Source organism: Arthrobacter sp. LAR12-1-1.1, assembly GCF_040676555.1.
Lineage (GTDB): Bacteria > Actinomycetota > Actinomycetes > Actinomycetales > Micrococcaceae > Arthrobacter.
The window spans coordinates 1-22,755 of sequence record NZ_JBEGIG010000007.1 but is presented as its reverse complement, the minus strand read 5'-3'; the positions used below and the strand labels follow the sequence as shown (position 1 = coordinate 22,755).

Sequence of the window (22,755 nt, the reverse complement as noted above, 5' to 3'; positions counted from 1 at the left end):
AGCCTCCGGCATCCGCGTAACAGCAGCACACTCCCCGGCCATTTCCGGGCAACCCATTAACAAGAGAAGGCACACCTATGTCCACTGACACCGTCGGGACGGCAATGAGGCCGCCCAAAACCATTAACAAGGTCATATACCGGCGCCTGATGCCCCTGCTGATCGCCGCCTACGTCATGGCTTTCCTCGACCGTACCAACATCGGTATGGCCAAGGACCGCCTGGAAATTGACCTCGGCATTTCCGCAACCGCCTATGGCATCGGCGCCGGCATATTCTTCCTGACCTACGCGCTGTCCGAGATCCCCTCCAACCTCATCATGCACAAGGTCGGAGCCCGCTTCTGGATCACGCGCATCATGATCACCTGGGGCCTGCTCTCAGCGGGCATGATGTTTGTTCAGGGCGAAACGTCCTTCTACATCATGCGCATGCTGCTAGGCATTGCCGAGGCCGGCCTGTTCCCCGGAGTCCTGTACCTGATCACCCAGTGGTTCACGCTCGAGCACCGGGCCAAGGCCAACGGCATGTTCCTGCTCGGCGGATCCATTGCCAACATCATCGGCGCCCCGCTCGGCGGTTTGCTGCTGACCCTGGACGGCCTCGTAGGGTTGCATGGATGGCAGTGGATGTTCCTCCTCGAAGGCCTTCCCGCGTGTGCCCTGGCTGTCATCATCTGGAAGACGCTGCCGAACAAGCCCACCGACGCCAAGTTCCTCACCCGGGATGAGGCCGAAGACCTTGAGGCGCGGATCGCCGCCGAAGAGCAGGCCGGCGCGAAGGCCGCCGGTAACTCAAAACTGCGCCACATCGTGAAGGACAAGCAGATCCTGCTCGTGGTTGCGATCTACTTCACTCACCAGATTGCCTTCTACACCCTTGCCTTCTTCCTGCCCTCCGTCATCGGCACCTACGGAAAGCTCAGTCCCATCCAGATTGGCCTGCTGACCGCCATCCCGTGGGTCTTCTCCGCTGTAGGCGCCTTGACGATACCAAAGCTGGCCACCACCGGTTCGCGCTCCAAGCTGATAACCACCACGACGATGATCGGGATTGCGGCCGGCTTCACGCTCGGTGCCATCGGCGGCCCCGTCCTGGGACTGATCGGTTTCAGCCTCGCGGCCTTTAACTTCTACGCACTGCTGCCGGTCCTCTACACCTACCCCACGACCCGGCTCTCCGGGTCCTCCCTGGCTGCCGGCCTGGCGTTCGTCAACACCGTGGGCCTGTTCGGCGGCTTTACCGGACCATACGTCATGGGATTCGTAGAGGACGCCACCGGGTCGAAGATGGCCGGCCTCTGGTTCGTTGCCGGCATGTGCATCATCGGCGCGCTCCTCACACTTGGACTCAAACGCGGTTCCAAAAAGGCAGATCCGAAGGCTGTAGCCGTTCACTAGCGGACCCACGGACAGCGGACTCCCCGCACCCCCGCACCGCGTCCATCAGAACGTCACGAAGACACCGCCGACATGGCACGCCTCTTCTTCCTCACCAACACGACTGCAGGCACCGAGACGTTCGACTCGGTGCCTGCAGGAAAACATTCTCCCCGAAAGAAGCATCATCATGTCCCGCAAACGCAAGGTCATCATCACCTCCGCCGTCACAGGCGCCATCCACACCCCATCGATGTCCCCTCACCTGCCCGTCAGCGCCGAGGAGATCGCCGACGCCGCCATCGGCGCAGCCGAAGCCGGCGCGGCAATCGTCCACATGCACGCCAGGGACCCCAAAGACGGCCGCCCGTCCCAGGACCCCGCCCACTTCGAACCAATCCTCGCCAAGCTCAAAGCCAACACCAACGCCGTCATCAACATCACCACCGGCGGATCCCCGCACATGACGGTCGAGGAGCGCATGCTTCCGGCCTCCGTCTTCAAGCCGGAACTGGCAAGCCTGAACATGGGCTCAATGAACTTCGGGCTGTACCCAATGCTGGACCGCTTCAAAGACTTCGAGCATGAATGGGAACGCGAAGGACTCGAGCGAAGCCGCGACCTGGTCTTCAAGAACACCTTCGCCGACATCGAAACCATCCTTAACATCGGAAACTCCAACGGAACCCGCTTCGAGTTCGAGTGCTACGACATCTCCCACCTGAACAACCTCGCGCATTTCCACGACCGCGGCCTCGCGCGCGGACCACTGTTCGTACAGTCCGTCTTCGGGCTCCTGGGGGGCATCGGAGCCCACCCGGAAGACCTCATGCACATGCGCCGCACAGCAGACCGCCTCCTGGGCGATAACTACGAATGGTCCATCCTGGGCGCCGGCAAGAACCAGATGCCACTGGCCACCATCGGCGCCGCCATGGGATCCCACGTCCGCGTGGGCCTGGAAGACTCCCTGTGGATCGGACCCGGCGAATTGGCCAAAACCAACGCCGAACAAGTCCGGCGCATCAGAACCATCCTCGAAGCGCTGAACTTCGAAGTGGCCACCCCGGACGAAGCCCGCGAAATGCTCCAACTCAAGGGCCGCGACAACGTCGGCTTCTAGGACAAAGAACATGCACATCCTCATCGCCCCCGACAGCTTCAAAGGCACCTTCACCGCCTCCCGCGTCGCCAACCTGATCGCCGCCGGCGCCCGGGCCTACGGCGCCGACGCCACCGAACTCCCCGTAGCCGACGGCGGTGAGGGCACCTACGAAATTCTGAGCAGCTCCCTCGGAGCCGAGGAGGTCCGCGTGGACACCGTCGGCCCCTGGCGCGATCCGCTACGGGCCTCCTACGGGCTGGCCCCGAACGGCACGGCAGTGATCGGCCTGGCCGCAGCCAGCGGCATCACCGCACCCTGCCCGGGAGAGCGGAACGCCCTCACGGCCGACACCTACGGAACAGGCGTCCTGATGGCCCACGCAGCCGCAAGCGGTGCCCGCCGGATCCTCGTCGCCGCCGGCGGCAGCGCGACAACCGACGGAGGCAGCGGCGCGATCACAGCGATCGAGGAGCGCGGCGGGTTACGCGGCGCCTCCGTGACAGTGCTCAGCGACGTAACCACTGCCTTCGAGGACGCCGCCCGCGTCTTCGGACCGCAGAAGGGCGCAGGACCGACGGAGGTAGATCAGCTCACCGCCCGGCTAAACGCCCAAGCCTCGGACTACCCGCGCGATCCGCGCGGGGTCCCACGAACCGGCGCGGCAGGTGGCTTCAGCGGAGGCATGTGGTCGATGTACGGGGCGGCGTTAGTACCCGGAGCAAAATTCGTGCTGGACCTCCTGGACTTTGACCGATCGGCAGCGGAGGCCGACGCCATCGTGGTCGGCGAAGGCCGCCTCGACTCACAGACGGGACAAGGCAAGATCATTTCGGAGATCCTTGCCCGCCGCACCGGAAAACCCGTCTACGCCATAGTCGGCTCAATCCACCCCGACCTCGGAGACTATGCTTCGCCGACGTCATCATTGCATCCCATGCCACTGAACTGAAGGACGCCGGATACCGCGTCGCCAGCCAGGTCGCAGCCGCGGAGTGAGCTACCAGGTTTTATCGGCGACGCCCACCTGCCCCAGCCAGGCACCGACATGATGCCCAGCCTCGGTTTCGTACCTGGGCCCGTATCCCAAGGAAACAACAGCATGCCCCGCAAACTCATCACAAGAACGGATAAGACCTTGTAAAGGATCATCGCTGACCTGTTCGTCCAACACTCTGCCGACAAGGAGACTCAGCTGATCTTGGCGCTCGAAACTGCCGTTCAGGCAGCCAAAGCTCAAGAGCTTGTGGCGTGCTCCTCACCCCGTCGCCTTATCTCCCATGGTGCCGTACGGATAGACATATGAATTAGATCTGTCCCCCTTATAGCGTCTGCGAGACGACTTCCCGATGCGGTCCAGCCCTACCTGGGATCACTTTAGGCACCGCGGTCTGGTCGGTTCAAACAAGGGCCAACGTCGTGGTCCGATGTTGGGAACAAACGCACGTGCATTGCTGACCGCAGCTGCGAAGTACGGTCCTGGTAGTCAGCATGGGGTACACCCTAATCTGACGTCGTCAGGCTTCCTTTACTCCCCAGCGATCCTTCAAGACCCCAATCGCCCGCGGCCGGAAACATCCCCCTGCGGCGACGTTCCGCGTGAAAGGCTCTTAGCTGCCGTTACGGAAGGAGCACGGAAGGCATTCTTCCTGCCGCAGTTGATCCCGTCCCCGCGATGTCAGCTTCGAGTTGTCGGCCTCGGGCAACATGCAAAGACCCTAACCGCCAAGGGGGCCCTGCGTCCTAGGTGTACTGAGAGCGGAATTGATCGCGAACGTGGCGACTGGCCAGCTATCCACTAACACGACCACTAACGTGCGGGCATGAACTCCTGTTTCGGTGCGACCGCTCCGGCCCCCCACAGCCTGCGCCTGCAGCTCCCCCCGAGAACCTTGCGTCTCACGGGAATCAGGTCGTTGAAGACTCGCGGCCGCATGAACTTATGTAGGCCGAGAAGTAAAGACGGAGACAGCCTGAGGGTCAACGAAAAAAGCAGACCTAAGTGTGGACAGTGTCCACACCCGCATTCGCCGGACAAACCCGCCGTAGCCGGATTGCTTTGGACCGCAAGAAACTGAACGGTGGGAAACCAGGACAAATCATTCTTGGTCATGTCGTCAACACACCCCTTGGACATGAAGGTGTATGGCCGATAAGGGCCACCAGAACACGCCAGAGAAGAGGACAAATTACCCTACATCCCAGCAGGCGGAGGGCCCGCCAGCCAGGGCCCTGAACCGCCACCCCACACACCTGAATAGGCCCACCGCGGCGGCCGGGCCACAGCCCGCGAACCTAGCGTCAGAGGAACGCCACCACAAGCTATGTCAACACGTTAAAGCAAAAACCCCTCTGACGAGGGGTTATGCTGTGCCCAAGGTGGGACTCGAACTGCATTCCAACCCCTGCAAACTCTGGGAACTCCCGGAAACATAACGAATCCGGGCCAGTCCGGCAGCAGTACGATCCGATCCACCGCCCAAAATGTGCACAATGTACACACGCCAAATTGGCCAACTCAGAGCATCGCAGCCACGAGCCGCACCCACGCCGAGGTGCGGCTGTTCTATATTCTGGGCCAGGAGCCTTTCGGAACGTAATTCCTGTCAGCCGAAGCTCAGGCGCCCTCTGCCTCAGCTAACGGACGGTCCATTATCGGCGCCTCCCGGTTCTTCCCGGGGCGCCCATTCGCCAATGAGCTTCAGTGGTAGTGACCAGCCTCTATGCGGCCGACGATGGCGGTCTCCCGGTCGCGCACTTCGGCGGTTACCGCGCGGAATGCCTTTGTGTGGGCCGTGACGGGCCGCGCCATGCCAAAGCAAGCACCGAGCCGGGCACGTCCACAATGGGTCGGTAGACGATTGAGGGCCGAGGCGCGAGCCGAGCCATGCTGATCATGGTTACGCTGAGCGCCATGCCAGTTGACACAATTTCCATTTCCTCCTCCACTGACGAGGTGACCGGCCCGATCCGCGGCGGTAACTCCTCCTCCAGGCCGCTGTCGCGCAATGTCCAAAACGCCCGCCAGCTCGATCAGCGCGGCGAGGCGCACTGATGGTCTGATCCGCCAGGTCTTTCAGACGTACGGACTCCGAAGCCGACAGGGAACGTCCACGTGGTAAGCCGGCCGCTCGGGACTCAACGAAGATGTGCTCGATGTGCAGATCCGGGACGTCGATGGAGAGTCGTACGAAGGCGGCATCAGACTCTCCGGATAGCAGGCCGCATGAAGGATCGTTCAGGTTGAAACTCTCCAGTTCGATGGTCAAGTCCGGATAGCGGGACCGGAACGTATCGACGATCGGTGGCATGAGTTCGAGCGCAGAGGAAACAGTGAAACCCATCTTTAGCACGCCCAGCTGTCTCCTTTGCACACGCCGGGCGGCCTCCACGCCGGCGTCGAGCTCAACGAGAGCACGTCGGGTTGCAGGCAGGAACTCTTCACCTGCCTCCGTGAGTGCCACGTTGCGCGTCGTCCGTTCCAGCAGGGCGGCTCCAACGTCCCGCTCCAGCTCAGCAATGCTCTGGCTGATGCCCTGCTGCGAAATGTACAGACTCTCCTGCGTGGCACGGGTGAAGTTCAAAGTTTGGCCAACGTAAGCGCGGACTGTGAGCACGCAACACCGGGTAACTGTCGCCCACGTAACGTCAACGGGCGCGTGGAGATGGGCTAGCCCAGCCGTGCCTTCAGGTGCTCGTCCAGTGCAGCGAGGAATTCCTCGGTGCTCAGCCATTCCTGGTCCGGGCCCACCAGAAGCGCCAGGTCTTTGGTCATCTGACCGGCTTCGACTGTCTTGATGACGACTTCCTCGAGAGTGATGGCAAAGTCAATGACAGCAGGGGTGTTGTCCAGTTTGCCGCGGTGCATGATGCCGCGGGTCCAGGCGAAGATCGAGGCGATCGGATTGGTGGAGGTCGGCTTGCCCTGTTGGTGCTGGCGGTAGTGGCGCGTCACGGTGCCGTGTGCGGCTTCGGCCTCGACGGTCTTGCCGTCCGGGGTCATCAGCACGGAGGTCATCAGACCAAGCGAGCCGTAGCCCTGGGCGATCGTGTCCGACTGAACGTCGCCGTCGTAGTTCTTGCAGGCCCAGACGTAGCCGCCTTCCCACTTCATCGCCGACGCGACCATGTCATCGATCAGGCGGTGCTCGTAGCTGAGGCCGGCGGCTTCGAACAGATCCTTGAACTCGGCGTCGAACACTTCCTGGAACAGATCCTTGAACTGGCCGTCGTAGGCCTTCAGGATCGTGTTCTTGGTGGAGAGGTACACCGGGTAGTTCCGCTGCAGCCCGTAGGCGAAGGAAGCTCGGGCGAAGTCGCGGATGGAGTCATTGAAGTTGTACATGCCCATCGCCACCCCTCCCCCGTCGGGGTAGGTGACCACCGTCTGCTTGATCTCTTCGCCGCCGTCGGAGGGCGTGAACGTCAGGGTTAGCGTTCCGGCCCCCGGGACCTTGAAGTTGGTGGCGCGGTACTGGTCGCCGAAGGCGTGGCGTCCGATGATGATTGGCTTGTTCCAGCCTGGGACCAGGCGCGGGATGTTGGAGATGATGATCGGCTCGCGGAAGACGACCCCGCCCAGGATGTTGCGGACGGTTCCGTTCGGGGAGACCCACATCTTCTTCAGGCCGAATTCTTTGACCCGGGCCTCATCCGGGGTGATCGTGGCGCACTTGACGCCCACGTTGTACTTCTTGATCGCGTTCGCTGCATCTATGGTGACCTGGTCATCGGTCGCGTCACGATTCTGGATGGACAGGTCGAAGTATTTCAGGTCCACATCCAGATACGGAAGGATCAGGCGGCTTTTGATGAACTGCCAGATGATGCGGGTCATTTCGTCGCCGTCAAGCTCCACAATAGAGCCAACGACCTTGATCTTTTCGTTCATGCGGTCTCCTTGATTTCATGGGCACAATGCCCCACACCGATGGTGGTCTCTGACATCTGCGAACCCGGGGTGGCGCTCGGTGCACGACGGTTCCGGGCACCGGGTGCCACCCCTGGCTCCTATCGGGAGCTGATGCGCGGCGTCCCCCGGCGGGCAGCGAATCGGTTTTTGACGCGTTGCAGCTCGGCCGGCAGTTCGGGGGGCAGCGAGTCACCGAACCGGGCGTACCACTGATCGATGCTGTCGATTTCCTGGGCCCATTCCTGTGAATCGACCGCCAGGGCGGCACTGAGGTGTCCGCGGGTGACATCGAGGCCTTCGACGTCGAGGGACTCCGGTGCGGGAACGAAGCCGATGGGAGTTTCAATGGCAGCGGCTGTCCCCTCGAGCCGTTCGATGGCCCATTTCAGGACGCGGGAGTTGTCTCCGAATCCGGGCCACAGGAAGCCACCAACGCTGTCGCGGCGGAACCAATTGACCAGGAAGATCCGGGGCAATGTGGCGGGATTGGCTGCCCGGCCGATCTCCAGCCAGTGGTTGAGGTAGTTTCCGGCGTCGTAGCCGATGAAGGGGAGCATGGCCATCGGATCGCGGCGGACGACCCCGACTTGGCCGGCGGCAGCCGCTGTGGTCTCAGAGGACAGCGTCGACCCCATGAAAACACCGCCCACCCAGTCCCTGGACTCGGTGACCAGGGGGATGGTTGTCTTCCGGCGCCCACCGAAGAAGATGGCCGAGAGCGGCACGCCCTGCGGTTTGTAGTATTCCTCGGCCAGGATATCGACCTGGCTGATGGGGGTGCAGAACCGCGAGTTGGGATGGGCCGCGGGCCTGCCGGAGCCCGGCGTCCAGTCCTGGCCCGTCCAGTCGGTCAGGTGTTCCGGGGTGTCCCGGGTCATGCCTTCCCACCAGACGCCGCCGTCATCGGTGAGAGCCACGTTGGTGAAAATGGTGTTGCCCTTGGCGATGGCGTCCATCGCGTTGGGGTTGGTGTGCCATCCGGTGCCGGGTGCAACGCCGAAGAGGCCCGCCTCCGGGTTGGTGGCCCGCAGTTCCCCGTCCTTTCCGACACGAATCCAAGCGATGTCGTCTCCCAGGGTTTCCACTTTCCAGCCGTCCACTGTGGGGTTCAGCAGCGCGAGGTTGGTCTTGCCGCAGGCCGAGGGAAACGCGGCGGAGATGTAGTAGGCCTTCTGCTCCGGGCTGGTGAGTTTGAGGATGAGCATGTGCTCCGCGAGCCAGCCCTCCTGCCGGGACATCGCGGACGCGATGCGCAGTGAGTAGCATTTCTTGCCCAGCAGCGCGTTGCCTCCGTACCCGGACCCGTAGGACCAGATGGCATTTTCCTCAGGGAAGTGGACGATCCATTTGTCGTCATTGCAGGGCCAGCTGACATCCTGCTGCCCCGGCTCCAGCGGTGCACCGACGGAGTGCAGTGCGGGGACGAAGTCCGCGTCCAGTTCGACCATTTTGGCCAGGACTTCGGAACCGGTGTGGGCCATTATGCGCATGGAGGCGACGACGTAGGCGCTGTCGGTGATCTCAACGCCGAACTTGGGGTCCTCGGCGTCGAGGTGGCCCATCACGAACGGAATCACGTACATGGTGCGTCCCCGCATGGCGCCGCGGAAGAGCCCGTTCAGCTTCTCCTTCATCTGTGCCGGCGCCATCCAGTTGTTGGTAAAGCCGGCGTCGCGTTCGTGTTCGGAGCAGATGTAGGTCTGCTCTTCGACCCGGGCAACGTCCTTGGGGTCGGAGAAGGCGGCAAACGAGTTGTGAAACCTGTCCGCGTCCAGGCGGACCAGGGTTCCGGCCGCAACGAGCCCGTCGGTGATCTGGCGGTATTCGGCTTCGGAGCCGTTGACCCAGTGGATGCGGTCCGGCTGGGTCAGGCCAGCAACTTCGCCGACCCAGTCCGAAAGCCGGGCCAGGGCGGCCGGGGCGGTATCCATGACGGTGGACTGTGTGGTGTTTGGCAAGGTTCTCTTCCTTCCCCCGCGCTTTGTGGCGTTGGCGGGGATGATCCTAGACGGTGATGGGTGGTTCATCGGAGCATCGCGGCCGGAGGCCAATAGGAGTTCAGGAGCGGCTGCGAGTCCCTCGAAGGGGGCCAGGGGCCTCAGGTTATTTACTATTTGATGAATACATCAATTTATATAATAGTCCCTATGGCACCGCCGTCGCGGACGGAGGACGGCAGGAACGTCTGAACACGGCTCAGCACCCCGTGGAGAGAAGCGAGGCAGATCACCCGATGGAACCGGGAACTACCGCGGCAGACGTGCAGCGCTGTCCCCGGTGCCCCTGCCGGGGCGGGCATGCCTTCACCGGCAACGGCAGGCAGGCGGCCTGAATTTAAATTTAGGGTCTCGGCGTCAGACGTTCGGCGCATGGCAGGACGGTCCTGAGGTCCGGGACGCCGGTTTCCAGGCCCGACCGGGCGAGCGCGCTGATGTCTAGGTCGGTGTTTTCGGCCAGGTGGACGACGGGGTAGCCGTTGTGCAGCAGGCGCCACCGGGGCGAGGTCCCGGACCAGGACGGTGCCGATGAAAAGACCGGCTTCGACCCTGAGGCGCCCTGGCGCCGGCCGGTTCCTGTCCGGCCTGGCACGGAGTCCTCCGAATGCTTCGGTCCCCGGCGCGGCGTCGGCGAGCCTTGCGCCGCGGTGCATTGACGCAGGACGCGCAGGCGCGGGGATGCACGGCGGATGACAGTCCCGACATCGTAAGTGGACAGGCCGGTGACGCGCCCGTCCCGAAGGCTGACCGTGAGGTGCCGGATCGAGGTGCGGCCCCCGTCGCCGGCAAGGAGCCCCACCAGGTAGCTCCCCTTGCCTGCCGGTCTGGTCAGTTCGAAGTCCACGCGCACGTCCGGGCCGGAGGTGTCCACCGACACCCCGGCGATAGGCGGAGCCGGAGCCGGAGCCGGAGGCGCGGAGGCACGAACGGGCGCGGACCGCCCTTGTCCGGGTGCCGGCAGTGGCCGCATCACGCCGCCCGCTGTCCTGGCCGCTGCCCGGACCTGGGGGGCAGGGTCCGGGCAGCGGGTCCGAAGGCCGCGGTATGACGCGGCCGGCCCGGCACCTGGGAACCGGTTCCCAGGTGCCGGGCCTCTGTCCTCCGGCTGGCCGTGGCGGCCGGAGGGGTCTTTGTCGGGAAGGGCATTATGGTGCTCCCTTTCCCGGCCGGGCAAGGGTACCTGCGGATGCCCTGGTCCGGCGTGAGTATCCGTCCGGTCCGCGCAAGCCGGGGCCCCGGCAGGGGCAGACTGGCCCATCCCCTGTTATATTGGATGATAGAAGTATGAAATAGTCAAGCAGAGGTTCGTAGTGAGAGGCCGGGAGGCAGGCATGGACGAGTTTTCGGATTTCCGGGCACCGTTATATGAAGTGAAGGCCAATCTTTTCAAGGGTCTTGCGCATCCCGTGCGGATCAGGGTGCTGGAGATGCTCTCCGCGGCGCCCGAGGTATCGGTAACTGACATGCTCGCCGCAACAGGTCTGGAGGCCTCGCATCTGTCCCAGCATCTGTCCGTGCTGCGCCGTTACCACCTGGTGAAGGGCGAACGCAGGGCCCTGCAGATGTTCTATTCCCTGGCGTACCCGCAGGTCGCTGACCTGCTGTCCGTGGCACGTCTACTGCTCAACGACATGCTGCACACCACCCGCGAGCAGCTCGAACATTCCGAGGCCACGTCTCCGGCCGCTGCGTCCCCGCTGGCTGCGGCCGACGGCAGCTCACGATGAAGGCCCTGACCGCGGCCCGGGCGCTTCTGCCCGGCCCGAGGGACTATACGGATCTGCCCCGCACCTGGAAAGGGGACCTCATCGCCGGGGTCACCGTGGGTATCGTCGCCCTCCCGCTGGCGCTGGCCTTCGGGGTCAGCTCCGGCGCCGGAGCGGCCAGCGGACTGATTACCGCCGTGATCGCCGGCATCGTCGCCGCCGTTTTCGGTGGTTCCAACATCCAGGTTTCCGGCCCGACCGGAGCGATGGTCGTCGTCCTGGGTCCCGTCATCGCCACGCAGGGCATCGGTGCCCTGGCCGCGGTTGCCGTCCTGGCAGGGGTCATCGTGGTCGCCGCCGGTGTGCTCAAGCTCGGCCGGGTCGTGACCCTGCTGCCCTGGCCGGTGATCGAGGGGTTCACCCTCGGGATTGCCATGATCATCTTCCTCCAGCAGGTCCCCGCCGCCTTCGGCGTCAAAGCCGGACCGAGCAGCAACGCCGCCGTCTCTGCCGTCCAGGGACTCACGACGGCGTCCCCCGCCACCCTCCTTGCCCCGCTGGCACTGGTGGCACTTGTCGCCGTCATCATGATCGCCGCACCCCGGATCCACGCGCAGATCCCCGGTTCTCTCATCGCCATCATCATCGCCAGCATCGCCGCCCAGGTGCTGGACCTGCCGGTGGCCCGGATCGGCACCCTGCCCGACACCCTGCCGGCCCCGGTTATCCCCGCCCTGGACTGGGGCACCGTGGCTGCCCTTGCCGGGCCGGCCGCGACCATCGCGGCCCTCGCGGCGATCGAGTCGCTGCTCTCTGCCCGGGTTGCCGCGTCGATCTCCGACACCGGCCCCTACGACGCCGACCGTGAACTCCTGGGCCAAGGCCTGGCCTCCGTCGCATCCGGGTTCTTCGGCGGCATGCCCGCCACCGGGGCCATCGCCCGCACCGCGGTGAACATCCGCTCCGGCGGCAGGACCCGGCTCGCGGCCATCACCCATGCCGTTGTCCTGCTGGCCGTGGTCTACCTCGCCACCGGCCCGGTCTCACGTATCCCGCTCGCCGCCCTCGCCGGGGTACTGATGGTCACCGCCACCCGCATGGTCTCCCCCACCACGCTGCGCAGCGTGATCGGATCGACCCGTGCCGACGCCGTCGTGTTCTTCGTCACCGCGCTGATCACCGTGTCCTTCGACCTCATCGAGGCAGTGGCGATCGGCGTCGCCGTCGCGTCCTTCTTCGCCCTGCGCACCCTGGTCAAGTCCAGCGGCGTCCACCGGGAAGAGATCCCCGGCCCGGTCCAGGACGGGGACGAACACATCGCCGTGTTCCGCCTCGACGGGGCCCTGTTCTTCGCCGCCGCCGAACGCGTCCTGGACCGGGTCAGCGCTATCCGCAGCGTCGACGTCGTCATCATCCGCATGTCACAGCTCCAGGTCCTGGACGCAACAGGGGCCAGGGTCATCACCGACATCGTCAACGCCCTCGAACGCCGCGGCATCACCGTACTGATCAAAGGAATCCAGGACCGCCACCTGGCCCTGGTCACCAAGGTCGGCGTCCTGGAATCCCTGCGCCACCACAAACACCTCTTCGCGGAATTGCCCCCGGCCGTGGAACACGCCCGCAGCCACGTCGCCCGCGCCAGGGCCGCCCGCATCGCAGAACTTCCCGCACTCGACAAAGCACCCGACGCCGGCCAGGACCCCGACCGTGGCCCGGTCGCGGCAGCCACTCCCGGCCGCACCACGGTCCGCTGAATGATCAGGAGCATCCTTTGCCGCCAACAGCACCCCTGGAATCCCGGACCGAACCGGACCGCCTGCCGCGATACCTCCTGGGTTTCGGACTGGGGGCCCTTCTGCTGTTCGACCTCCCGGCACTCTTCGCGGGGCCTACGAACCCGGTCTGGCTGGCCGCGGCGGTACTGACCGCCCCGACCGTCGGCATCCGCGCCGGGATCGACGGGTTCCGACGGCGCAACAACTCACCGGGCCGGCCCACAGGGGCAACAGCGCTGCACCCGGGCAGGAGCTCGCCATGAGCGTGGGCGACATGGCACTTCCGGCGTGGAAGTACTCCAGGCCCGGAGGGACCGGGTACCCCGCGGACGCGGAAGCCTGGAACCGCTGGTACACCGAGAACGACCTCAGCTGGGCGCCGGCAAGCTCCTCGGTCCGCGCCATCCTGAACGGGCTTGCCCCCGGACGGGCCCTGGATCTGGGGGCCGGCGACGGCCGCAACGCCGTGTGGCTCGCCGGACGCGGCTGGCACGTGACAGCGATGGACTTTTCCGCCGCAGCCCTGGATATCGGGCGCGGACGCGCCTTCGCCGAAGGCGTCACGGACCTGATCACCCGGTCCGTCGCCGACGTCACCACCTGCGCCCCGGTACGCGGAAGCCTGGACCTTGTTCTGGCCGCCTTCCTCCATCTGCCCGGCCCCGATCTCGATCGCGTCATCGCCCGCAACGCCCCGGGCCTAACCCCCGGCGGGCTGTTCCTGTACATCGGCCACGACCCGGCCGACCCGCGGGAAGGCACCGCCGGAACACGTGACCCGTCCGTGCTGCACCACAGCGCGCGGGTTGCCGCCTGGGCCAGAGCGTCCGGGCTGGAGGTCGAATCAGCAGAAATCCGGTCACGGCCCGTCCCCGGGGCCCGCCGGCCCGCGTTGGACTGCGTGGTCCTGGCCCGCAGCCCGGCCGCGCCGGCACAGTCCCCGCCTACGGCATCGTAAACGCCCAACCCGCACCCACCACCAGGAGAGCAAGAAAACACTGGGGACAAGGAAGCAATGGACTACCACCTGAAAAGTATCGAGGCCGCCGCGGCCCGGGGCGGCTACCTACCAGCGCACGGTCATGCCGTCCCCGCACCCGACTGCACCAAACCGGCTTTGTCCGAACACCACGGTTCCGGAACGGAGGCATCCGGCCTGGTTTTGGCCTTGTGCCGGGCCATGGCCGCCCAAGTGCCGCCCGCCGATGCGGCGGCGGCGGCGGGCATGAGCCTTTCTGAACTTTTCAACACACTGCGGGAACACCCCTGACGGACAGCCCGCTCCCGGAACCTGCACCACCCATCCCCGTACTGCCCGCACTCTGCATTGCCCCGCCTCATAAGTCCCGCCCGACCGGTCCCGATATTCAGGAGCAAAACATGACAGCACCGACCGTGCCCGCACCAAAACCCTCAACAGGCCGGGGCTCCCGGATCGCAGGGGTCGGCTCGTACCAGCCCGCCAGGATCCTGGATAACGAGGAACTGAGCCAGATCGTGGATACCACCGATGAATGGATCCGCAGCAGGGTCGGGATCCAGGAACGCCGCATCGCCGATACCGAATCCGTCGCGGACATGGCCACCCAGGCCGGGCGGGACGCCCTTCAACATGCCGGGATCGAAGCCGCGGATCTGGACCTGGTCGTCGTTGCTACCGTGACCGCACTGGACCGCTCCCCGAGCACCGCCGGGCGGGTCTCGGCCGCGCTGGGTGCCCGGAACCCTGCCGTGTTCGACCTTAACGCCGCCTGCTCGGGGTTCACGCACGCCCTTGCCGTCGCTGACCAGGCCATCCGTTCCGGGGCCGCCAACACCGCCCTGGTCATCGGGGCCGAGAAGCTCAGTGACTTCACGGACTGGGCCGACAGGACCACCTGCGTACTCGTCGGTGACGGTGCCGGCGCCCTCGTGCTCACCGCCTCACCAACTCCGGGGATCGGACCAGTCCACTGGGGATCAGTCCCCGAACTGTCCCACGCGGTCAGGATCGAAGAACCCAAACTCCGTTTCCAGCAGGAAGGCATGTCCGTGTTCCGGTGGGCCATCAGCGAGGCCGCCACGCTGGCCCGGAAAACCTGCGAGATCGCCGGCATCCGGCCGGACGAGCTCGCAGGGTTCGTCCCGCACCAGGCCAACCTGCGCATCATCGAGCCCCTTGCCGATCAACTCGGAATCTCCCGCGAGATCACCGCACGTGACGTCGTCACCTCGGGGAACACGTCCTCGGCCAGTATCCCGATCGCCCTTGCCAAGCTGGTGCGTAGCGGACAGCTTCCGCCCGACAGCCCCGTTCTGCTGTTCGGTTTCGGCGGCGGATTCTCCTACGCCGGGCAGGTAGTCCGCACCCCGGCCACCGGCACCGTGTCCGGAGCCTGAAGCACCTGGCGCCTCGGGCACGGCCGATCGGCCGTTCCCGAACAGGCCGACAACCACGACCTCACACCGCGTCAAAGACAAGGGAAACACCCATGCCACTGCTGGATGAACTTCAGGACACCACGCAAGGCGCTTACGGGTCTGGGCGCCCCAACGACCTGATCGACGGTGACCACGGCGTGACCGGAAGGAACAGGAACGGCCGGGACTGAACGAAGCCGGGCGGTTGTCCGGGCCGGCACAATCTGGTCGTCACCAACCTCGCGGTTTGCCCGGTCCCTGCCCGATGCTCGATGCTCGGTGCCCGGGAGATCATTAGGGTCATGGCGACAGTTTCCGACGAGTTCCGGCGCCCGACAGGGATGACCATGAAGATTTGATCCCCAAGCCGCAGCAGGTCATGCAGTTCCAAGCGCTCCCGGCCATGAAGGAGTAAGCAGCAACACCGCTGTCCACGTCAAGAGAAGGAGCCGCCAAACCAGCCGCCACCAACAAAAATGGGCCCCGCAGGGGCCCATAAAGGAGATTTGTACACATTCAGCGGCCCACAAGCCTCCGAACAGGGAAAACACGTGCCCGAGGTGGGACTCGAACTGCATTCCAGCCCTTGCAAACGGACTCCCCCGGAAACATAAGGAATCCCGCCCGGTCCGGCCCACATACGACCCAGTCCGAAGCCCAAAGTGTGTACTTTGTACACACTTCCTTTTTGCCACATTCCAGGCTGCCCAAGCGCTGCGTCGGAGCCAGCGAAACGGCCAGTCAACGATGCTGAACTAAGTTCGCGCCTCCATAAACCAACCGGCTGGTGTAGGCGCCGAAGCCTCCCACGCGAAGATGACTGCCCCCTCAAATATCCTGAAATCTTGGCGTTGCCACAGCCTGGATGAGACGGAATGAGGCCCTATTGTCCCTTCCACGAGGCTGTGAATCACAGCGGTATTCGGCGGTGCTTTGTTAGCGGTAAGTGGCGGGTGTCCATTCGAGGAAGCCTTACCGGGCATCTCGCCGCCCGTGATCTCCAGAGGCTTCGAGGTCGCTGTCTACACGACGCGCCTGGATGTGTGACACGAACCGCGGCTCTTGGCACGCGGGGTGCGAAGGAGCACGAGGGCACCGAAGTTGAAACCAGGGTGGTTCAGCTGGGAAGTGAGCGCACCACCCGGGCAGGCGAGCCCACAACAACGGAGTTTCCCGATACGTCCTTTGTCACTACGGACGCAGCCGCCACGACGGCATTATCACCAATCGTCACCCCCGGCAGAATGGTGGCGTTGGATCCGATCCACGCATTGCGGCCAACGACGATAGGGGCCGGGTGCATGTCCGTCCGGCGGCTCGGCATCAGGTCGTGGTTGAGTGTGGCCATCACCGTGTTGTGCCCGATCAGACAGTCGCCCCCGATGACGACACCGCCCTGGTCCTGAAACTTGCACCCGGAATTGATGAAGATCCGTTTCCCGAGGGTGATGTTCTTCCCGAAGTCGGAGTAGAAAGGCGGGAAAACCGTTACGGATTCGTCAACTGGCTTGTCGGTCAGCAGGGCCAACAGCTCCCGCACCCGCCCCGGTGCCTGATCCCGTAGCTGCCCAGCTGGCGAGTAGCCGCAGTCGCTCAGCGCTGGGCGAGCCGGGCTCGGCGGTGTAGATCATAAGGACGCAGCCTGGGTCGGCAGTGATAATGAGTTCTTCGTAGGCGAGAGTGAGTTCGCCGACGACGGGGTGGTTGAATCGTTTTGTGCCGGACCCGTGGGTCCTAACGTCATGCGCGCCCCACAGGCGCCGGAATACGTCGCTGCGCGTGGAGAGCTCACCAACGAGGTCCTGGAGCCCTTTGTCGTTGGGGTCACGGCCGGCTTCGGCCCGCATAATCGCCACGCACATCTCAGCGAAGAGCTCCCAGTCAGGATAAAAGTCCCGGGATGCAGGGTCGAGGAACTGGAACCGGGCCAGGTTCGGGGTGCGACCACCGGCGCCGATGAGGGGCGCATAGAAGGCCCTGCCGAGCTCATTAGTAGCAAGGAGGTCCTGGTGCTGGTCGCGAACGAAGGCAACGCCGTCGGTAATTGTGTTGAGTACCCAGTGCAGACTGGGTCGACTGACGGCGTTTTTCGTGGATCGTCGGCGGGGACGCCCGGATAGCGGAACACCGTCGGCTGCGCGGGCGAGGTCGAAGAGGTGGGTTCGTTCCGTGTCATCGAGGAGAAGGGCGCGGGCGATGGCGTCAAGCACGGACGAGGAGGCTCCGCCGATAGCACCACGTTCGAGCTTGGCGTAGTACTCGACGCTGACGTCGGCGAGTGTCGCAACTTCTGTGCGGCGAAGCCCGGCAACTCGTCTGTTCGGCCCTGCGGGAAGTCCGGCCTGTTCGGGGGTGATCTTTGCGCGGCGCGACATCAGGAACTCGCGTACCTCGGCTTTATAGTCCATGCCACGAGAATACGTCCCTGCGAACTTCGTTGGGGTCCCCTTCTGGTACACCCCTTGACAGAGACTCCCGCGCTGGACGGTTCGCGTATTGACTGGATAAAGACTTACCAGCGGTACGACCCGGGCAAGGTTTTCAACCTCATCCTCCCCCGCTGATCACCGCCTCACTCCCTAAGGACGTTATGACCACTATTGCCATCGTCGGCGCCGGCACAGGGCTCGGCGCAGCCATCGCCCGCCGCTTCGGAGCCGAAGGCTTCGCCATCGCCCTGATCTCCCGCAACCAGAACAAGCTCGACCTGCTCGCAGAAGAACTGGCCGCGGAAGGCTTCACCGCCCGCGGCTACGCCGCCAGTGTCCGGGACCCGGAAGCCCTCACCGCGGCGCTGGAGCAGGCCGCGCAAGAGCTCGGCACGATCGAGGTCCTGGAATACAGTCCGCTGCCGCAGAAGGAATTCCTGCGCCCCGTGTTGGAAACGACGGTGAAGGATCTGGCCGCAGCGGTGGAGTTCTCCATTTACGGACCCGTCACGGCCGTGCACCACGTCCTCAGCGGCATGCGCACGTTGGGACGCGGAACCGTCCTGTTCGTCAACGGCGGTTCAGCCGGCCGGCCGAACCCGTCGGTTGCCGGGACGTCCATCGCCTTCGCCGGTGAAACCGCGCTGGCGACGATGCTCCACGACACCCTCGGCGCCGAGAACATTCACGTCGGACAGCTGATCATCCCCCGCGCCATCGAACCCGGACACCCGCAGAACGATCCCGGCGCCCTCGCGCAGCGGCTGTGGGAGCACCACACCCGCCGCGACACGTTCAGCGATTACACCGAACCGTTCCCGACCAGCAAGTAACCGCGCAACCCCGTCGCGGGCAAGGAGAAAAATGACCATCATTACCACCGCTCCGGCGCCGGCCCTGGAATCGACTGAGAAGCCGAAACGGCTGCCGCTCGCCGCTCTGTCGGCGCTTGCCGTCATCGGCTTCGTCCTCGTCGCGATGGAGACCATGCCGGCCGGCCTGCTGCCCGTTATCGCCACCGGCATGGGGACCAGCGAAGGCACCGTCGGACTGTTCGTCAGCGCCTACGCCCTCGGCACAGTGCTCATCACCATCCCCGCCATCACCCTTACCCGGGGCATGCGCCGCAAGCCATTACTCCTCGGCGCGATCCTCGGCCTCATCCTGGCCAACAGCACCACCGCCCTCTCCAGCGACGTGACCCTGTCACTGGCATCACGTTTCGTCGCCGGCGCGTTCTCGGGAATCATCTGGGGGATGCTGGCCGCCTACGGCCGGAAGATCAGCCCACCCTCCCGTGCAGGCCTGTCGCTGGCGATCGTCTCCGTCGGGGCACCCGTCGGATTCGCCCTCGGCACACCACTGGGGGCCTGGCTCGGAACGACCTTCGACTGGCGCTGGGCCTTCGCCGGACTCACCGCGGTCGCCGTGATTACCGGTGTCTTCATCGCTGCGATCGCGCCCGACGCCGAGGGGCAGCCCGGAACCTCCCGGCTTCCCCTGGCCAGGGTCTTCCGCATGCGCGGCATCGCCGTGATCCTGGCCGTCATCTTCACGTGGATGCTGGCCCACAACACCATCTACACCTACATCGCCCCGTACCTGCGCACCACCGGCACCAGCCTCACCGCCGACGTCGAACTCTTCATCTTCGGAGTCGCCTCGATCGCCGGAATCATCATCACCGGCGTCCTCCTGGACAACCACCCCCGCCCGCTCCTGCACGGAAGCGTGGCCCTGTTCATCGCGGCTGCGGTGGTGCTGCTAGTCGGCCACGCATCGGCCCCGGCGATCATCACCGCCACCGTCCTGTGGGGGATCACCTTCGGAGGGGCCGCCGCCCAGCTCCAAGCCGCCCTCACCACCACCGGAGGCGCGGACTCCGACGTGGCGAACTCGTTCCTGCCGGTAGCGTTCAACCTCGCAATCTTCACCGCCGGCATCCTCGGCGCCGCCCTGCTGACGAATTTCAGCGGTCTTGTACTTACGGTCGTGATGATCGTCGCCGGCCTGGCCGCACTCATGCTGACCATCTACGGACGCCGCACCGCATTCCCCGCCCGCCTCTAACAACACCGGCAAACCCCGCGGCAGACCTTGTCCTCCCTGCATCCCCGGAAAGGATCCTCCATGAACACTCGTAACCGTTTTTCACCGGGAAAAGCCTTGCGGCCAGGCGTCGTGGTGCCTGCGCTGGTTCTGATCGCTACCGCTATCGCTATGGCTGGCTGCAACTACAACCCCGGCGGCAGCGCTTATACACGGTCGCCCTCCCCGGGCTCACCGGCGAGCGATCCGACCGCCGCCCCGACCGCAACGTCAACCACCACGCCGATTTTCATCGAGCTCCAGGGCCAGAGAATTGCAGGAGAACTCGACGGCAGCGCCACGTCAGCCTCGCTCCTGGCCCAGCTTCCCCTGACCCTGGCGTTCCGGGACCACGGCGGCCAGGAAAAGCTATCGCAACTACCGGCCCCGCTGGACCTCGAGGGCGCACCAGAGGGAAGCGAGGCCGCGCCGCTCACGATCGGGTACTACGCCCCCGCTCAAAGCCTCGTCCTTTACTACCGGCACGTCGGCTACTTCAACGGGATCGTGCCCATCGGCACCTACGAAAACACCGACGCCATCGAAAACCAGATGCACGGATTCGCAGCCACCATCGGTAAAGCCGACTGACCGGCACAGCCGACCTGACGCTTCCAACCGCCCAACCACCACTGCTCAGGAGATAACAATGAAAGCAACCTACATAGGCACCCGCTGGCCGGTCCATGGTGCGCACTGAAATCAAGGCGTATCTCCCGGTTGACAGGCGCAGCCCGACATCTTAAATTTTCTATGGGCCCGGCGATGTCCGGGACGGTTTTGCTTCACCCCTTGATAGCTGTTCCAGTTGAGCGGCTACGCCGCCGGACGCAGGAGGCCAAGATGTTGAAGTCACCGCTGCACGAGTTCGTCAATGACTGCATCGTCCGGAACCAGGACGCCGACGGGCTCACCCAGGAAGAGCTGTACGGTCTATACCTCAGCTGGTGCTCCCTCCGGGGATCCACCCCCGCTCCAGCCAGAACTTTCAGAGCGGGACTGCGCGCGGTGAACATCCAGCCCGTCCACCCCGGCGGCCTGTGCACCGGGGTGGCGATGACGGGCCCCGCTGCCTGCGACTACATCGTCCACCGGGAACTCCCCCTCGCCTCGCTCCCCCAAGAGATCCAAAGGAACGGCGCCGACGACGGGACCACCCCCATCGGCCGGAAACCCGCTGAAGGAAGCAGCCCGGTATCGGCCCCCGCCGCCTAGAGCCCGGGCCGATTCCTCGATCCATCGGGGAACGACGGCGATTCCGTGAGGTTGCAATATTGTGCCACTTTTGCCCGGGAAGATCGTGTGCGACGATGCGGTCATGAGCGAACACACCAAACCCGGCCCGGACGCCGTCGGGCCCGGGCCCGCGCAACGCGCCGGACACCAGAGGCGCCGCGAAGACCTGACCACACACCAGATGCGCACCGTCGGGCAACGGCGCGCGGACGCTGAAGAAAAGCTCGCACGCCATCTCAAGGAGGCACACCACCCGGCCGGAGAACAGCCCCCGACCGCGGAAAAATCTCCAAACGCGTAGCCGGCCGCATCAGCCAGACGGGACCCGGGCCGGCGCTGAGCGCAAGCGGCGGAAGCCAGGGGCAACGGACACCCATGAGCGTCCCGCGTCGGTACCTTCCCCCGGAGCGGCGCGGGGGTTTTCTCCGTTGTTGGGTGCCACATCCACGCGAAGGCTCCCTCCGAGATCGGCTCCGCGCTTGGACGCGGAGCCGATCCGTCAGGAGGTCGGCAAGAGGCGTGTGCCGGAGGCCCGCGTTCGCTGGGCGGGCCACATCCCGGCACCACACTAAGCAATATTTAAGCTTTGCAGTAACAGCCGCGCCCGTGCGCATGCGCTGTGCCGATGCCATCGTTGACGGTCGACGGAGAATCCGAAGAGTACCTGCGCCAGCCCCCGGAGGCGCTAAGCGTTCTACGGCCATGAAACGACGAGTGCCCTGCCAGGTTCCCGCCGGGCCGGGCCGGCCCGACCATCCGGTTACCGGGGACCCACCGGCGCCGCCGGCTCCGGGCACAGCGCCCGCACGGGCGACGCCGGAGTGAAGGGACAGACAGTCATGACCATGGTGGACAACGCCGTCTGCGTCGCCGGCCGCCGGACCGACAACCCGAAGAACCTGGACGAGAGGCGTATGAGGTAATGCGGCTGTCAGAAGGTTGAACAGGCAATTGTTGCTGGCCTGGAAGATGGGGAGAAGAATGGTGTGGCGGTACCGCTGCCCCAAAGGCGTCGGAACGGCCGAGAATCACGCCCCCGCATCCCTCTCCTCAACCCGATGTGGGGGCGCTTTGGCGGCCCACAGACCTGAGTAATGCCCTACAGACTTATCCAGGATCTGCACCGGCTACGACTACACGCAGCCGAGCCACTCAGCCCGGGGCGCTCCACGTGACGAAGCGACAGTGTCTCAGAAGCCGGTCGATCACCGTGCCGCGGAAGCCCGCCACCACGTTCCGAGCGGTTGCTGGCCTAGGCCATGTACGTAAGACCCGCACGATCAAATGCACGGTGACCGGGGGATTACTGCAACCATGTTCCTTATGACTGGAATGAAGATCGGTTATGCCCGGGTCTCGACGAACGACCAGGACCTTACCGCACAACGCAATGCCCTCCTTGCTCTGGGTGTAGAGGAGGCCCAGGTCTTCGTCGATCACGGACTTACGGGAGCGAATCGGGTGCGCCCTGGGCTCCGTGAAGCGATGGCCGCGTGCCGGGCCGGCGATACGCTCGTGGTGACCAAGCTCGACCGGCTGGCGCGCTCCCTTTCTGATGCCAGGGACATACCCGACGAGCTGACGGCCAAGGGGGTAGTGCTTGTTGCTCCGGCCTGCGACGGATCCGGGCTGGCGCGGTGATCGTGGGGTGGCGAAGAGGTAGGCGAAGCAGCGACCTGCAAAGTCTCGTCAACGACCGATAGCAAGAATCACGGCAGCGACCGCATT

General features: G+C 64.8%; 20 protein-coding genes and 1 pseudogene. 15 read left to right on the top strand and 6 right to left on the bottom strand.

The annotated features are described in order from the left end of the window. Positions 1–77 precede the first annotated feature (77 nt). From MRBLAR12_RS06630 to MRBLAR12_RS06620, 3 genes are all read left to right on the top strand, one after another. Complete coding sequence (locus MRBLAR12_RS06630) at positions 78–1,400, top strand: MFS transporter (RefSeq protein ID WP_364744563.1); 1,323 nt, start codon at positions 78–80, stop codon at positions 1,398–1,400. 169 nt (positions 1,401–1,569) lie between these two features. Next, on the top strand, positions 1,570–2,502 hold the full coding sequence (locus MRBLAR12_RS06625; protein ID WP_364744560.1) for a 3-keto-5-aminohexanoate cleavage protein: 933 nt from the start codon (positions 1,570–1,572) through the stop codon (positions 2,500–2,502). A 10-nt stretch (positions 2,503–2,512) separates the two neighbouring features. Continuing rightward, complete coding sequence (locus MRBLAR12_RS06620) at positions 2,513–3,433, top strand: glycerate kinase (RefSeq protein WP_364744555.1); 921 nt, start codon at positions 2,513–2,515, stop codon at positions 3,431–3,433. Positions 3,434–5,381: 1,948 nt separating this feature from the next. Here the strand turns inward: MRBLAR12_RS06620 and MRBLAR12_RS06615 are convergent. From MRBLAR12_RS06615 to MRBLAR12_RS06600, 4 genes are all read right to left on the bottom strand, one after another. Next, positions 5,382–6,065: a LysR family transcriptional regulator gene (locus MRBLAR12_RS06615; protein ID WP_364744552.1), complete on the bottom strand. Its 684-nt coding sequence runs from the start codon at positions 6,063–6,065 to the stop codon at positions 5,382–5,384. Between the two features lie 86 nt (positions 6,066–6,151). Next, the gene (locus MRBLAR12_RS06610; protein ID WP_364744549.1) at positions 6,152–7,372 is read right to left on the bottom strand and encodes an NADP-dependent isocitrate dehydrogenase; all 1,221 of its coding nucleotides are present in this window, start codon (positions 7,370–7,372) and stop codon (positions 6,152–6,154) included. A 119-nt stretch (positions 7,373–7,491) separates the two neighbouring features. Beyond that, positions 7,492–9,420: a phosphoenolpyruvate carboxykinase (GTP) gene (locus MRBLAR12_RS06605; protein ID WP_414645473.1), complete on the bottom strand. Its 1,929-nt coding sequence runs from the start codon at positions 9,418–9,420 to the stop codon at positions 7,492–7,494. Between the two features lie 313 nt (positions 9,421–9,733). Next, entirely contained in the window at positions 9,734–10,261 is a 528-nt protein-coding gene (locus tag MRBLAR12_RS06600; RefSeq protein ID WP_364744544.1) for a hypothetical protein, read from the bottom strand. Positions 10,262–10,721: 460 nt separating this feature from the next. Here MRBLAR12_RS06600 and MRBLAR12_RS06595 point away from each other — a divergent pair, with 460 nt between their 5' ends. The 6 genes from MRBLAR12_RS06595 to MRBLAR12_RS06570 all read left to right on the top strand — a co-directional run bounded on the left by MRBLAR12_RS06595 (position 10,722) and on the right by MRBLAR12_RS06570 (position 15,253). Further along, positions 10,722–11,117, top strand: coding sequence for an ArsR/SmtB family transcription factor (locus MRBLAR12_RS06595; protein ID WP_364744541.1), 396 nt, complete (start codon positions 10,722–10,724; stop codon positions 11,115–11,117). Further along, a complete protein-coding gene (locus MRBLAR12_RS06590) occupies positions 11,114–12,853 on the top strand; it encodes a SulP family inorganic anion transporter (protein ID WP_364744538.1) in 1,740 nt (579 codons plus the stop codon). The genes MRBLAR12_RS06595 and MRBLAR12_RS06590 overlap by 4 nt, the downstream gene beginning before the upstream one ends. Before the next feature lie 17 nt (positions 12,854–12,870). After that, positions 12,871–13,137 carry a hypothetical protein gene (locus tag MRBLAR12_RS06585; protein WP_364744536.1) on the top strand — a complete coding sequence of 89 codons (267 nt, stop codon included), beginning with the start codon at positions 12,871–12,873 and terminating at the stop codon, positions 13,135–13,137. Beyond that, positions 13,134–13,832 carry an SAM-dependent methyltransferase gene (locus tag MRBLAR12_RS06580; protein ID WP_364744533.1) on the top strand — a complete coding sequence of 233 codons (699 nt, stop codon included), beginning with the start codon at positions 13,134–13,136 and terminating at the stop codon, positions 13,830–13,832. The genes MRBLAR12_RS06585 and MRBLAR12_RS06580 overlap by 4 nt, the downstream gene beginning before the upstream one ends. 57 nt (positions 13,833–13,889) lie before the next feature. After that, positions 13,890–14,144, top strand: coding sequence for a hypothetical protein (locus tag MRBLAR12_RS06575; RefSeq protein WP_364744530.1), 255 nt, complete (start codon positions 13,890–13,892; stop codon positions 14,142–14,144). Positions 14,145–14,254: 110 nt separating this feature from the next. Next, positions 14,255–15,253, top strand: a complete 999-nt coding sequence (locus tag MRBLAR12_RS06570) for a beta-ketoacyl-ACP synthase III (protein WP_364744527.1) — start codon at positions 14,255–14,257, stop codon at positions 15,251–15,253. 1,138 nt (positions 15,254–16,391) lie between these two features. Here the strand turns inward: MRBLAR12_RS06570 and MRBLAR12_RS06565 are convergent. Together MRBLAR12_RS06565 and MRBLAR12_RS06560 are read right to left on the bottom strand one after the other, a co-directional pair. Then, positions 16,392–16,802 (bottom strand): DapH/DapD/GlmU-related protein, encoded by a 411-nt coding sequence (locus MRBLAR12_RS06565; RefSeq protein WP_364744524.1) that lies wholly within the window; start codon positions 16,800–16,802, stop codon positions 16,392–16,394. Then, the gene (locus tag MRBLAR12_RS06560; RefSeq protein ID WP_364744522.1) at positions 16,774–17,682 is read right to left on the bottom strand and encodes a helix-turn-helix transcriptional regulator; all 909 of its coding nucleotides are present in this window, start codon (positions 17,680–17,682) and stop codon (positions 16,774–16,776) included. The genes MRBLAR12_RS06565 and MRBLAR12_RS06560 overlap by 29 nt, the downstream gene beginning before the upstream one ends. A 182-nt stretch (positions 17,683–17,864) precedes the next feature. On the opposite strand from MRBLAR12_RS06560, the gene MRBLAR12_RS06555 reads away from it, so the two are divergent. The 6 genes and pseudogenes from MRBLAR12_RS06555 to MRBLAR12_RS06530 all read left to right on the top strand — a co-directional run. Next, a complete protein-coding gene (locus MRBLAR12_RS06555) occupies positions 17,865–18,536 on the top strand; it encodes an SDR family NAD(P)-dependent oxidoreductase (RefSeq protein WP_364744519.1) in 672 nt (223 codons plus the stop codon). A gap of 31 nt (positions 18,537–18,567) precedes the next feature. After that, positions 18,568–19,773: an MFS transporter gene (locus tag MRBLAR12_RS06550; RefSeq protein ID WP_364744516.1), complete on the top strand. Its 1,206-nt coding sequence runs from the start codon at positions 18,568–18,570 to the stop codon at positions 19,771–19,773. Between the two features lie 60 nt (positions 19,774–19,833). After that, complete coding sequence (locus MRBLAR12_RS06545; RefSeq protein ID WP_364744513.1) at positions 19,834–20,382, top strand: cyclophilin-like fold protein; 549 nt, start codon at positions 19,834–19,836, stop codon at positions 20,380–20,382. 252 nt (positions 20,383–20,634) lie between these two features. Further along, positions 20,635–21,006: a primase-like DNA-binding domain-containing protein gene (locus MRBLAR12_RS06540; RefSeq protein ID WP_364744510.1), complete on the top strand. Its 372-nt coding sequence runs from the start codon at positions 20,635–20,637 to the stop codon at positions 21,004–21,006. Between the two features lie 103 nt (positions 21,007–21,109). Further along, on the top strand, positions 21,110–21,328 hold the full coding sequence (locus MRBLAR12_RS06535) for a hypothetical protein (protein ID WP_364744507.1): 219 nt from the start codon (positions 21,110–21,112) through the stop codon (positions 21,326–21,328). A gap of 1,022 nt (positions 21,329–22,350) precedes the next feature. Next, positions 22,351–22,629: pseudogene (locus MRBLAR12_RS06530) on the top strand (recombinase family protein); the annotation flags it as partial. Between the last annotated feature and the right edge of the window lie 126 nt (positions 22,630–22,755).

What these genes read in the sequence shown, in the direction of transcription:
- MRBLAR12_RS06535 (WP_364744507.1), top strand. Translation starts at nt 21,110, where the DNA reads ATGAGCGAACACACCAAACCCGGCCCGGACGCCGTCGGGCCCGGGCCC.
- MRBLAR12_RS06605 (WP_414645473.1), bottom strand. Translation starts at nt 9,420, where the DNA reads ATGAACCACCCATCACCGTCTAGGATCATCCCCGCCAACGCCACAAAG.
- MRBLAR12_RS06555 (WP_364744519.1), top strand. Translation starts at nt 17,865, where the DNA reads ATGACCACTATTGCCATCGTCGGCGCCGGCACAGGGCTCGGCGCAGCC.
- MRBLAR12_RS06620 (WP_364744555.1), top strand. Translation starts at nt 2,513, where the DNA reads ATGCACATCCTCATCGCCCCCGACAGCTTCAAAGGCACCTTCACCGCC.
- MRBLAR12_RS06595 (WP_364744541.1), top strand. Translation starts at nt 10,722, where the DNA reads ATGGACGAGTTTTCGGATTTCCGGGCACCGTTATATGAAGTGAAGGCC.
- MRBLAR12_RS06590 (WP_364744538.1), top strand. Translation starts at nt 11,114, where the DNA reads ATGAAGGCCCTGACCGCGGCCCGGGCGCTTCTGCCCGGCCCGAGGGAC.
- MRBLAR12_RS06625 (WP_364744560.1), top strand. Translation starts at nt 1,570, where the DNA reads ATGTCCCGCAAACGCAAGGTCATCATCACCTCCGCCGTCACAGGCGCC.
- MRBLAR12_RS06580 (WP_364744533.1), top strand. Translation starts at nt 13,134, where the DNA reads ATGAGCGTGGGCGACATGGCACTTCCGGCGTGGAAGTACTCCAGGCCC.
- MRBLAR12_RS06630 (WP_364744563.1), top strand. Translation starts at nt 78, where the DNA reads ATGTCCACTGACACCGTCGGGACGGCAATGAGGCCGCCCAAAACCATT.
- MRBLAR12_RS06550 (WP_364744516.1), top strand. Translation starts at nt 18,568, where the DNA reads ATGACCATCATTACCACCGCTCCGGCGCCGGCCCTGGAATCGACTGAG.
- MRBLAR12_RS06545 (WP_364744513.1), top strand. Translation starts at nt 19,834, where the DNA reads ATGAACACTCGTAACCGTTTTTCACCGGGAAAAGCCTTGCGGCCAGGC.
- MRBLAR12_RS06560 (WP_364744522.1), bottom strand. Translation starts at nt 17,682, where the DNA reads ATGGACTATAAAGCCGAGGTACGCGAGTTCCTGATGTCGCGCCGCGCA.
- MRBLAR12_RS06570 (WP_364744527.1), top strand. Translation starts at nt 14,255, where the DNA reads ATGACAGCACCGACCGTGCCCGCACCAAAACCCTCAACAGGCCGGGGC.
- MRBLAR12_RS06610 (WP_364744549.1), bottom strand. Translation starts at nt 7,372, where the DNA reads ATGAACGAAAAGATCAAGGTCGTTGGCTCTATTGTGGAGCTTGACGGC.
- MRBLAR12_RS06540 (WP_364744510.1), top strand. Translation starts at nt 20,635, where the DNA reads ATGTTGAAGTCACCGCTGCACGAGTTCGTCAATGACTGCATCGTCCGG.
- MRBLAR12_RS06575 (WP_364744530.1), top strand. Translation starts at nt 13,890, where the DNA reads ATGGACTACCACCTGAAAAGTATCGAGGCCGCCGCGGCCCGGGGCGGC.